This is a genomic window from Pseudoalteromonas sp. S327, from assembly GCF_005886415.1.
In the GTDB taxonomy this organism is placed as follows: domain Bacteria; phylum Pseudomonadota; class Gammaproteobacteria; order Enterobacterales; family Alteromonadaceae; genus Pseudoalteromonas; species Pseudoalteromonas atlantica.
Map to the genome: position 1 here is coordinate 197837 of NZ_PNDP01000016.1, position 11356 is coordinate 209192.

Sequence of the window (11356 nt, forward strand, 5' to 3'; positions counted from 1 at the left end):
CTAACATGCATTATTAAATGCCAATTACTCAACTACGCGCTGAGTAAAAACATAATAAATACAAAAGGATTAGCCCATGTTCGATACCGTAGTAAAAAGTGTAAATGGCCTATTATGGGGAGAAGGCCAAATACTAATCTACATACTACTGTTTGCAGGTATTTGGTTTTCGGTACGTTTAAAAGCAATTCAAATAGTAAAATTTAAACACATGTTTAGCCTGTTAAAAGGCAGTAGCAAGTGTAAAAAAGACGACATTTCATCATTTCAAGCATTGTGTACAGGCCTGTGTGCCCGTGTAGGTACAGGTAATTTAGCCGGGGTCGCTGTTGCAATTTCACTAGGCGGAAGCGGCGCCATATTTTGGATGTGGGTTATAGCCATACTAGGCATGGCAACCGGCTTTGCCGAAAGTGTATTAGGCCAAGTATATAAAGTACGCGACAGCAATGGCGAATTTAGAGGTGGCCCCGCTTATTATATTCAACAAGGTTTAGGCAGCCGTGCCTTTGCTATTGTGTTTGCCGCGTGTTTATTTTTAGGTTACGGCTTTACCTTTAGTGCAATGCAAACCAATACCATAACCGATGCACTAAACTATGCGTTTGAAGTACCCACCTTTTATTCAGGCTTAGTAATTACCGTATTAGCAGGCTCAATTATATTAGGCGGCTTTAAAGCCATTGCCCGCTTTGCTGAGCGTGTAGTGCCATTAATGGGCATATTATTTGTAGCAGCTGCCGTTATTATTACAATTATGAACTTACCGCAAGTACCGGCCATGCTTAAAGATGTATTTTTATCGGCCTTTGGTTTGCAAGAGGCAGGCGCAGGTGCAATGGGGGCAGCCATTAAAAATGGTATTCAACGCGGTTTATATTCTAACGAAGCCGGCGCAGGTAGTGTGCCGCATGCTGCAGCAAGCGCAAGCCCAATGCCTAATCACCCAGTTACACAAGGGTATATACAAATGCTTGGCGTGTTTTTCGATACAATTGTACTTTGTAGCTGTACCGCAGTAGTTATTTTATTAGCCGATGTTGATATAAGCGGCGAAATGGAAGGCATACGTTTAACCCAAAGCGCTATGACCGCCCATTTAGCACAAGGCGGTGTTTATTTTGTTGCAGCTGCAATTACCTTATTTGCATTTACCTCGGTAGTAGCAAATTATGCCTACGCAGAAAGTAACCTGCATTTATTTAAGCTCGATAACAAAGTAGGGCGCACAATTTATACATTACTTTATTTATCAATGATGCTGTGGGGCGCATCTGCATCTTTAAAAGAAGTCTGGGATTTAGCCGATATAGCATTAGGGTTAATGACAGTGGTTAACGTAATCGCTATTATATTGCTCACGCCAACTATTTTGTCTGTTAATCGCGACTACAACACACAAAAAGAAAAAGGCATAGAGCCCGAATTTAAAGTAAAAGACGTTAAAGTACAGGGTAAATGCGAAAGCGGCATTTGGGATTGATTCCCGTATTTTTAGCAATTTTAACGATAAAAAGCGGTTTTATGGCAACATAAAACCGCTTTTTAATTTTGCATAATTATTCAATTTTGGGTTATGTGAACAGCACTAAAATATAAGAATAACAAGGTAAATTGATTTAATGATCGACATTCACGCAGGTAAAACAGCAGCAAAAATTATTAACGAGCAGGGCTTTAAACCGGAGTTATTTACCTCTTTTTTAGGGGCAAGTGGCGGGCCTAAATGGTTTACATTATTTGGCTTAGATAAATATATTTTTGGTGAATTTTTTAAAAACCGTACCCAACCACTTAATTTAATTGGCTCATCTGCCGGCGCTTTTCGCTCTGCGTGTTTTGCACAAAACGATCCCGTTGCTGCCATTGAGCGATTAGCAAAATCGTATTCGCAAACTAGGTACTCAAGTAATAAACCAACACCAAGTGAAATCACAATAAAAGCGCGCGCATTACTTGAAGATGTTTTTGGCGATAACGGCGTAACCGAAATTATAAATAACCCAATATTTAAAGCGCACTTTATAGTGGCAAAATCGAATGGCTTTATTGCTAGCGAAAATAAATTAATACAGTTAATGGGTTTATCAAAAAGTTATATGTTAAACCGCGTTAACCGAAAATTATTAGGCTCGCAATATGAGCGTTTTATATTTGGCCCAGCAACAAGTGACTTATCAATTACCGACAGCTACAATTTTAAAACGCAAAACATAGCGCTTACTCAAAATAATTTAAAAGATGCATTACTTGCATCGGGTTCAATACCGCTTGTTATGCAAGGTATAAAAAATATTGCAGGCTCGCCGCAAGGAATATATCGCGACGGCGGAATTATCGATTACCACTTTGATTTAAAAATTAATAACCCAGGCTTAATTTTATATCCGCATTTTAATAGCGAGCCAAAAGCAGGGTGGTTCGATAAAAATTTAAAACGCAAAGTATCACCTCTTAATTACGATAACGTGGTTATGATTACTCCATCAAAAGAATTTGTAACAAGTTTACCGTACGGAAAAATCCCAGACAGAAACGACTTTACCGATCTTGATGCAGACACGCGTATTAAATATTGGAATATAGTTTTTAGTGAAACAGAAAGGCTAGCTGAAGCGTTTGATAAAAAGTTAAAAAATGTTATTAATTTTTAAAAATAAAATATAGTTTTATTAGTTGCTATAAGAAGTCAGTTAACATAATTAATTTTAATCGTGTTAACTGACTTCTTATATAACATTTAACCCAAGCTTTTAAAGTCGTAAGAATAGATGTAAATAGTTATTTAGATATCTCTTCAATGTACTCCTGAAGTTTATTTTCAGCATTATCCTTACCAAATAGAATTTGGCAGACTTCATGTAAACCAGGATCTGAAAGAATATCTTCTTTTCTTACAACCAGTGAAATTTTAGAACGTCGACGTAAAAAATCACTGAGTTTAGTTATCATTTCCCGCTCAGCAGCGTGTTCAATTTCCACACGTAAGTACTCCGAATTCTTAATAAGGAGTTCGCCTTTTTCAGGTGCTTCACGAATTTTTTCTAGCATGTTAATCGCATTTCTGCCGTAACGTCTCCAAAACCGCTTACTAAGTACCTCTGTAGATGTTTTAGGTGTTAAACCATCCAAATTCATTAATTTTGCACGATGCATGAACTCATTTTTAACGGTGTCGTCAGGTTCACCGTACCATTTGTAATCTTCATAAGGTAACTTAATACCTAATCCAGTGACTAAATCAGCCACTTCATCGCCTACATTAATACAATCTGTTAGTTTTCCGCCAAAGATAGAAAGATATTTTTGATCACTATTTGTATCTATAGCGTGCTTGCGCGATAACTGCACCCAGTCAGCCTTACCATTACCGTCTTTTTTAATTGCTAATGGTCTAACTCCACAGCGCTCGGCTATAATATCATTTTTTGTAATTGGCTTTTCTAACTCTAATAATTTGTTAGCATTATCAAGCACAAAGTTTCGATCCTCATCAGTCACTTGTGAGTGCGGACTATGAACTTGTGTATCGGTTGTACCAATACACGTTTTTGGGCCCATGGGGATCACAAAAAACAACCGACCATCATCTGCAAAAAACGTCAGTACTTTGTTACTGTTAGTTATCTTATCAACAATAAGGTGAATACCTTTTGAAAATACATGGTGATGTGCTGTGGTTTGACTATTTGTATTGTTAATAGGATCAACAAATGGGCCTGCTGCGTTAATAATAACTTTAGAGCGGATAGTAAACTTCTCTTTAGACATCTCGTCTACTGCATTTGTAGTCCAAATATCATTAGAGCGAGTAGAGCCCTGCGAACTTACATAGTTAGCGGCAATACACCCATGGCTCATACTAGAGCGAATAAAATTGAAAACAAAACGAGCATCGTTATCCAATAAAAAACTGTCTGAATATTCAAATCCAGCCTCTACATTTTTTGTGTTAATGACTGGCTCTGATGATTTTATTTTTTTTGCATTGAGGTATCTAGGAGATTTAGTAAAAAAACGGCCCATAAACCAATAGAGAATAGTACCTAAATAAACAAAGAATGCCGGAAATCTAAAGCCTTTTTGGATACTTGTAAAAAAGCGAATTTCTTTAACAGTAGAAGGATAGCTACGCATTAAATGGTTTCTACTTTTACAAAGTTTATTAACCAAATTATATTCATGACTTTCTAAATATTTTATGCCACCCCAAGCTAAATTTGATGAGTTTGAACTAGTGAAACCAGCAAAATCACCTTTGTCTATCAAGGCAACTCTAGCGCCCTTAGCGGCTAAAGCAGCAGCAGATACAGCACCGTTAATACCCCCTCCAATAATCAAAACATCATAAATATCTTGAGGAAGTTTTTTAATATTGTTGTCTCTAAGTTGACTCATTTGTTGAATTACCTATTTTAATATCAAGCTATTTAGACCAGCTCAATTAAATTTAAAGTATTAATGTCCTAAACGGTATTTATCGTGCTATCAAAATTTATACTAGGCATGCAGGTAAGTAAGTATACGAGTAATAATAAAAATACTTTCGATATTTTTATTATTTAACTCAAGATTTGTTACCTAACATTTAAGTACTTGACACAAGTAAGCCTTCAAACGAAATAAAAAATTAATTGATCTGATTAACAAGGATGACCAAGCTACTGCAGATAACTATTGTATTTTAAGACTCTGAATAGCTATAACAGTACGAAGTTATTATTTACTTCGATTTTCTTTTTATTAAAAATAACATTTAATAACGAACATTTGCAAACATTAAAGTACATAAATGAAAATTAGTCTAGCTATATCAAACCCACCGTAAAGCAATAAAAAACTTAGGAGTTTAATTTTTTCCGCTATAGTTTTTTGACACCCCATTGAATCAATAGTTACTACGGCGTTTTGATATCCAATAAATCAAGCTAGGCTGAGCCAGTTGGAGGTTTATTGTTAGCTATCGTTATTTTTCTTGATACAACAGCTATTGTCGGCTGAAAAGCGCTTGTTATATCGATTGTATGTCTCTTTGGCTTCTTATCATTAAAGCCACAAATAGTTTTACCATCTATGGCTATAACGCCAACGTTTGTTGCTATATGTGCAGCCTGTGTCCAACGTATAAAGTTTTGTTGTAATATCTATCCTATTAAAAGCATGATCATTTTATCTTCTTAAATAACTCTCTACGTTAAAAATTATTAATAGCTGGCAGCATAGGGGCAGGAGGGAGAGCAATACAGGAAAATGCAGAGAGTAATTGGAGATAACAACTCTATGTCATAATTTTGCTTTGTTATCGCGCTATTTCCTCAGCGCTATAATAGATCACTAATTTAATACAATAGGTATGACTTTTCAGATGATATAGGTGAATAGTACCATCTATAGTGTTGTGAACTGGAAGACTACTTTCAAATAAGACATATTTTTCAAGCAAATCAATCTCATTATGAGCAACGTATTCAATGCTTTTCATCCATCTTCGGTGCAGAACACACCTACAACGAGAGTGAATAAGATAGCATGAAGATTATATTCGACTCTAGATTGCAGTTGTTCGTCGGATATTATTGAAAAATGTTCATCAAAAATTAATTGTATGGGACTTCTGCTTATCAGAAGCCTATTCGATCATGCTGTAGCTAAAATGGAAAGCTCATGATTTCCCCATGATGAGGGAAAATCTATTTAACTGTTATGTTAAGCTTTTACTGAGCTATATGCAGTTCGACATCGTGCTCATTGAGTAAAGTAAGTATACTTTCGGGTGGCTGAGCATCGGTAATAAAGTTATCTGCCTGCGAGATATTACCTAATTTTACCATCGCATACCGACCGAATTTAGAGTGATCTGCAGCAAGTAAAACTTTACGTGAATTTTCAATGATTGCCTGGGCTACGCGCACCTCACGATAGTCAAAATCAAGTAACGCACCATTTTCTTCTATGCCACTAATACCTATAATGCCAAAATCCATACGAAATTGTTTAATAAAATCCTCTGTGGTCTCACCAATAATCCCGCCATCTCTGTGCCTAACTTCTCCACCTGCGATAAGTACAGAAAAATCTTTCTTAACACCTAATATAGCTGCAACATTAAGATTATTAGTTACAACTTTCAAATTTTCATGACCAAGAAGTGCTTTCGCGATTGTTTCTGTTGTAGTGCCTATGTTTATAAATAAGGAAGAGCCATTAGGTATCATACTAACTACATGCTGTGCTATTTTTTGTTTAGCTTCTAAGTCCATGATTTTTCTAGTTTGATATGCTGTATTCTGAATGCTTGAAATGGCACTAGCGCCGCCATGATGACGTCTCAATTTATTTAAATTAGCAAGATAAGCCAGATCTCGTCTTATTGTTTGTGGTGTAACTTCATAATGACTTACTAGTACTTCAATAGAAATTGAATCTCTTTCTTTTAATAATTTTAGTATGGATTCGTGTCTTTGGTCTTGAGTCATTTTTTTCGCATTTTAAATTTAGTTAATAGTAAATTATAGGTTAAGAGCTAACAAATGAAAATCACATATAAATAATTATATATTAAAGTTGTATTTTTGTTGTATGTAGCAATTAATCCATGTAATAGTACAAAAACGAAAATAACCGAAAGTAAAAGTGAAAAAATAATGAATAACTATATCCTTTCAATTGATCAAGGTACGACTAGTTCTAGAAGTGTGCTATTTGATTTAAATGGTAATATTGCATACCTAGAACAACAAGAATTTGACCAGCACTTTCCAAAAGATGGTTATGTAGAACATAAACCAGAAGATATTTGGGCTTCTGTGCAGCAAACAATGACAGCTGTAATGAAACACCTAGACCCTCAACACGATAAGGTTATTGCCATTGGTATTACTAACCAACGTGAAACGACAATAGTATGGGATAAAATTACTGGTGAACCCGTTTATAATGCGATTGTATGGCAAGATAGACGTACGTCAGAGTTATGTAATGATTTAAGGGCCGCAGAAAAAGAAGAGTTAATTAGAAAAAAAACCGGCCTTTTAATAGACCCATATTTTTCTGCAACTAAAATAAATTGGATTTTAGAAAATTGTCCCTATGCTAGAGAAAAAGCAGAAAAAGGCGATTTAATCTTCGGTACTGTCGACACTTATTTATTGTGGAAATTGACAGGTGGAAAAGAGCACCGCACAGACGCAACGAATGCTTCGCGAACTATGCTCTTTAATATTCATACCCAAGAATGGGACGCGGAATTACTTGAACTTCTGAATGTGCCAATAGAGATGTTACCAGAAGTAATGGATTCATCAGATGATTTTGGCGTAACAGATGAACGCTATTTAGGTTACGAAGTACCTATTCTTGCAATGGCAGGAGACCAACAGGCAGCGTTATTTGGGCAAACTTGTTTTCAACCAGGAATGGCTAAAAGTACCTATGGTACAGGATGCTTTATGATGGTTAACACTGGCGATAAAGTACTTGAATCTGAAAATAGACTTCTCAGTACAGTAGCTTATAGATTAAATGGGAAACCAACTTATGCGCTAGAGGGGAGTATTTTTATTGCAGGTGCTGCAATTCAATGGCTTAGAGACGGTCTACAATTAATCCAAAAAGCTGAAGAAACAGAGTCACTTGCATGCAATACCTCGCTAGATCACGGTATATATATGGTACCCGCTTTTACAGGATTAGGTGCTCCTTATTGGGATTCTAATGCGCGAGGTGCAATTTTTGGCTTAACCCGAGATACGGGTATAAAAGAGATCGTAACAGCTGGATTACAGTCAGTTTGTTTTCAAACTAAAGACCTTCAAAAGTCAATGGAAGCTGATGGCGTAAGACCACAGGTACTAAGAGTTGATGGCGGTATGGTAATAAATGGCTGGCTTATGCAATTTTTGTCTGATGTTTTAGGAGCCGAAGTTGACCGTTCGACCATAAGTGAAACTACTGCTTTGGGTGTAGCTTACTTAGCAGGTCTAAAAGCGGGTGTATTCCCATCACTTGAATCATTAGCGACTAACTGGAATTGCGATAAACGATTTGTTCCTAACATGACTAAATCAAAACGTGATGAATTATATGCCGGATGGTGTAATGCGGTAAAAAAAGTACAAAGCGAATAATAAGCCACTTAACTATAAAACCATAGCAACATATCTATTAAGGTTTATTAGTGGAGACTATTTTTATGATATCACTACATACTCCAAGCGTAAAAATAAATAAGTTGATACTTATTTTATGGTAATTTTCAGCTGTAAAAAAGTTTCAAAATATTCATGGCTTATACTTATGCAATAGATATCATTATTGAGGGTGGTTTTATGTTTATAATTAATAAGGAATATTAAAATGTCACCTTTCTTAGCAGAAATACTAGGAACTGCACTGCTTATTTTAATTGGGGGCGGAGTTGTAGCCAATGACATACTAAAGAAAACACTAGGCCATGGCGGCGGTTGGATGACGATTACCACTGCTTGGGGACTTGGTGTTTTTATCGGTGTGGTTGTTGCCGGTCCCTATAGTGGAGCACACCTTAACCCTGCAGTAACAATAGGCTTAGCCGTAGCTGGATCATTTCCATGGTCCGAAGTTCCAAGTTATATTTTAGCGGAATTTATTGGCGCGATGGTTGGCGCTTCGTTAGTTTATGCAGTTTATAAAGATCATTTCGATGCCACTGACGATCCCACCTTAAAACGAGCTGTTTTCTGTACATCTCCAGCTATACCAAATACGTTTAGAAATATACTTAGTGAAATAATAGGGACCTTCGTTTTATTAATTTGTGTTTTTTACTTCTCTTCAGCTGAAATTGACGATGGCTCTGGCGTAAAAATAGGCTTAGGTTCAATAGGCGCTATACCTGTTGCTTTTGTTGTTTGGGGTATTGGACTTTCTCTGGGCGGGACTACTGGATATGCAATAAATCCAGCTCGAGATTTAGGCCCGCGAATTGTACATTCTTTATTACCAATAAAAGGTAAAACTGATAGTAACTGGAGTTATTCATGGATCCCGGTAGTTGGTCCAATAATAGGGAGTGTTTTAGCAGCTTTATTATATATACTAGTTAAATAATTGAAATATAGTTATTTAATTTGACTAAAAAATGATTATACACAGACTACTTTTCTGAACACACAAAAGAAAAATATAATTTATATAAGCAATATAGTTAAATAAAAAAGGGCGTGTAGCCCTTTTTTATTTAAAGCTAAAGCTATTACCAATACAAAAATATAAATAAAAAGTATAAAAATTTATATATCGGAAGGCGGGATTATTGATTACCACTTTTAACTAAAAATTAATAATCTAGGCTTAATTTGATATCCACACTTTAATAGCGAATCGAAAGTAGGGTGGTTCGATAAAAATTTAAAACGTGAAGTATAGCCACTTAATTACGACAATGTAGTGATGCTAGCCCCATCAAAAGAATTTGTAGCAAGCTTGCCGTATGGAAAAATTCCAGACAGAAACGATTTTACCGATCTTGATGCAGACACGCGTACTAAATATTGGAATATAGTTTTTAGTGAAACTGAAAAGTTGGCTGAGGCGTTAGATAAAAATTTAGAAAATAAATCATTTAGTACCATAGATATTATGGGATAGGATTATTTATTTAGTTACTTGTTATAAATAAGAAATTAAAAAGGAGATTTTATGAAACTATACAAATATTTATCTGCTGATGCTGCTACGGCATTCTTAACAGAGCCTACACTTAGGCTAAGTCAGAACAATAGCCAGAATGATCCTTTTGAAGTTTTACCAACAGGAATAGATATAAATAAAATAAAAGATGTCAGCCAAGAGACTATAAAAATTTGTGGGAGAGAATTTAATTCGCACAGAGATATAAATCCATATTTAGATTTATATGGTTATGTGTCTTTAAGTAAAAATAAAGAAAGTATGCCAATGTGGGGTAACTATGCAACTAACAGTAAAGGTATATTAGTTGAATTTGAAGTTGATGAAGAAGATCCATTTTCTATTTTTGATATAAATAAAACTAATGATATTGAAGCCTACCTGAGTGACAATGTTATTTATAATAGAGAGCGAAGCTATAGCAAAAATATCACTACTTTATCAGATGAAGAGGTTAATAACTTTTCGAAACATTATTTCTTTAGTAAACATGAATCTTGGAAGCACGAGGAAGAATATAGATTTGCACTACCATTTACGAACTGCAATAAAGTCATAACACTTGGTAATTCAAATGAAACCAAAAATAAACTGAGCTCACTGGGTTATAAAGGTGATTTAAGAGAAAAAATCAATGATCTATCTAATGTGTTTTTTCTAGCAGGGTTTTGTGAAAATGACCTTTCAAGATGGAATTCAGTTTGGAGAAATTACGAAGCTTATCAAGTGATGTTCTTAATTAAAGTTAATCCAAGTAAAATATCTAAAATTTACTTAGGAGTAAATTCAGATGTAAAGAAAATGAAAGAAGCAATAATAGAGGGGACTAAGTTAGCATCTGGAAATAGAGGAAGGTTTTATAATAGCTATGAAAATTTTAGAAATGTCTATAAGTGTAAACTTGACAGCAATTTATTTGAATTGAAATATGAAAAACTTACGTAGAATACTTTAGCATAGAAAGATAGAACACAACCCATAAATTACGTTATGTTAAATTGTGATGTTTATAATAAAGCGAGCGTGATTATACAAACCAGCCCGCTTTTAGGAGAGTTATGAGGGGTTAATTTAGCTCAGAATCTACCCAAAATTTAGTGCCTTTTAGTACAGCTTGTAGTGCAAGGCCATTTTCGGTTAAAGAATATACTGTAACCTGATCTGCAATAGCTTCGGCAACCAATGCACCGCCTTTATCTTCATATTTTGCTGCTGCATCTGCGTTTCCGCCAAATGCCCAACCGTGTTCAATAAATCTATTTACTGCTGCTTGGTTATGAAAAACCATAACAACATTAAAGTCTTTAACACCTAAACCTAGGCCTAAACCGGCTTCGCCCATATTCATGTAAGTTGATTTACCGGTTAAGTTATTTTTTACTACACCATAACCACCACCAAAACTGGCTAAAACAACATTGACGTTTGCGTTATCAAATACAGCGTAACCAGCCGAGTTGGCAATTTGTTTTTTAACATCGGGTTTTTGTGCATATAATTTGTCTAGTGTATTTGATTTCATGCTTTGTACTAAAGAGCGTTTTTCGCCTGGTGAAGCACTGCCCGTTGTGGCACAACCTGTAAGTAAAACACTTAATGTAATTACACTTAAAATAATAAACTTTTTCATAAACTTTCCTTAATAAGACCTAGCAAAACTAAATCAGTAAAAATGTGTAAATAATTA

General features: G+C 35.3%; 8 protein-coding genes and 1 pseudogene. 6 read left to right on the plus strand and 3 right to left on the minus strand.

From position 1 onward, the window contains the following. Window positions 1-76 precede the first annotated feature (76 nt). On the plus strand, window positions 77-1483 hold the full coding sequence (locus tag CWB60_RS06975; RefSeq protein ID WP_138577123.1) for an alanine/glycine:cation symporter family protein: 1407 nt from the start codon (window positions 77-79) through the stop codon (window positions 1481-1483). Between the two features lie 139 nt (window positions 1484-1622). Further along, window positions 1623-2654 (plus strand): patatin-like phospholipase family protein, encoded by a 1032-nt coding sequence (locus CWB60_RS06980; protein ID WP_138577121.1) that lies wholly within the window; start codon window positions 1623-1625, stop codon window positions 2652-2654. A 127-nt stretch (window positions 2655-2781) separates the two neighbouring features. Here CWB60_RS06980 and CWB60_RS06985 read toward each other — a convergent pair whose 3' ends face one another. Together CWB60_RS06985 and CWB60_RS06990 are read right to left on the minus strand one after the other, a co-directional pair. Beyond that, on the minus strand, window positions 2782-4398 hold the full coding sequence (locus CWB60_RS06985; protein ID WP_024597705.1) for a glycerol-3-phosphate dehydrogenase/oxidase: 1617 nt from the start codon (window positions 4396-4398) through the stop codon (window positions 2782-2784). Window positions 4399-5714: 1316 nt separating this feature from the next. Beyond that, window positions 5715-6476 (minus strand): DeoR/GlpR family transcriptional regulator, encoded by a 762-nt coding sequence (locus CWB60_RS06990; RefSeq protein ID WP_002963130.1) that lies wholly within the window; start codon window positions 6474-6476, stop codon window positions 5715-5717. 168 nt (window positions 6477-6644) lie between these two features. On the opposite strand from CWB60_RS06990, the gene glpK reads away from it, so the two are divergent. From glpK to CWB60_RS07010, 4 genes and pseudogenes are all read left to right on the plus strand, one after another. Continuing rightward, window positions 6645-8126 carry a glycerol kinase GlpK gene (gene glpK / locus CWB60_RS06995; protein WP_138577119.1) on the plus strand — a complete coding sequence of 494 codons (1482 nt, stop codon included), beginning with the start codon at window positions 6645-6647 and terminating at the stop codon, window positions 8124-8126. A gap of 229 nt (window positions 8127-8355) precedes the next feature. Beyond that, a complete protein-coding gene (locus CWB60_RS07000; protein WP_002963131.1) occupies window positions 8356-9087 on the plus strand; it encodes an MIP/aquaporin family protein in 732 nt (243 codons plus the stop codon). Window positions 9088-9279: 192 nt separating this feature from the next. Then, window positions 9280-9627, plus strand: a pseudogene (locus CWB60_RS07005) (patatin-like phospholipase family protein); the annotation flags it as partial. Between the two features lie 51 nt (window positions 9628-9678). Further along, window positions 9679-10614 carry a DUF2971 domain-containing protein gene (locus CWB60_RS07010; RefSeq protein WP_002962140.1) on the plus strand — a complete coding sequence of 312 codons (936 nt, stop codon included), beginning with the start codon at window positions 9679-9681 and terminating at the stop codon, window positions 10612-10614. Window positions 10615-10735: 121 nt separating this feature from the next. On the opposite strand, the gene CWB60_RS07015 is transcribed toward CWB60_RS07010, so the two are convergent. Beyond that, window positions 10736-11299 carry a lipid-binding SYLF domain-containing protein gene (locus CWB60_RS07015; RefSeq protein ID WP_058550353.1) on the minus strand — a complete coding sequence of 188 codons (564 nt, stop codon included), beginning with the start codon at window positions 11297-11299 and terminating at the stop codon, window positions 10736-10738. Between the last annotated feature and the right edge of the window lie 57 nt (window positions 11300-11356).

Bases quoted from the DNA above. Each gene is read 5' to 3' on its own strand.
- CWB60_RS06975 (WP_138577123.1), top strand. From the start codon at position 77: ATGTTCGATACCGTAGTAAAAAGTGTAAATGGCCTATTATGGGGAGAA.
- CWB60_RS06980 (WP_138577121.1), top strand. From the start codon at position 1,623: ATGATCGACATTCACGCAGGTAAAACAGCAGCAAAAATTATTAACGAG.
- CWB60_RS06985 (WP_024597705.1), bottom strand. From the start codon at position 4,398: ATGAGTCAACTTAGAGACAACAATATTAAAAAACTTCCTCAAGATATT.
- CWB60_RS06990 (WP_002963130.1), bottom strand. From the start codon at position 6,476: ATGACTCAAGACCAAAGACACGAATCCATACTAAAATTATTAAAAGAA.
- glpK (WP_138577119.1), top strand. From the start codon at position 6,645: ATGAATAACTATATCCTTTCAATTGATCAAGGTACGACTAGTTCTAGA.
- CWB60_RS07000 (WP_002963131.1), top strand. From the start codon at position 8,356: ATGTCACCTTTCTTAGCAGAAATACTAGGAACTGCACTGCTTATTTTA.
- CWB60_RS07010 (WP_002962140.1), top strand. From the start codon at position 9,679: ATGAAACTATACAAATATTTATCTGCTGATGCTGCTACGGCATTCTTA.
- CWB60_RS07015 (WP_058550353.1), bottom strand. From the start codon at position 11,299: ATGAAAAAGTTTATTATTTTAAGTGTAATTACATTAAGTGTTTTACTT.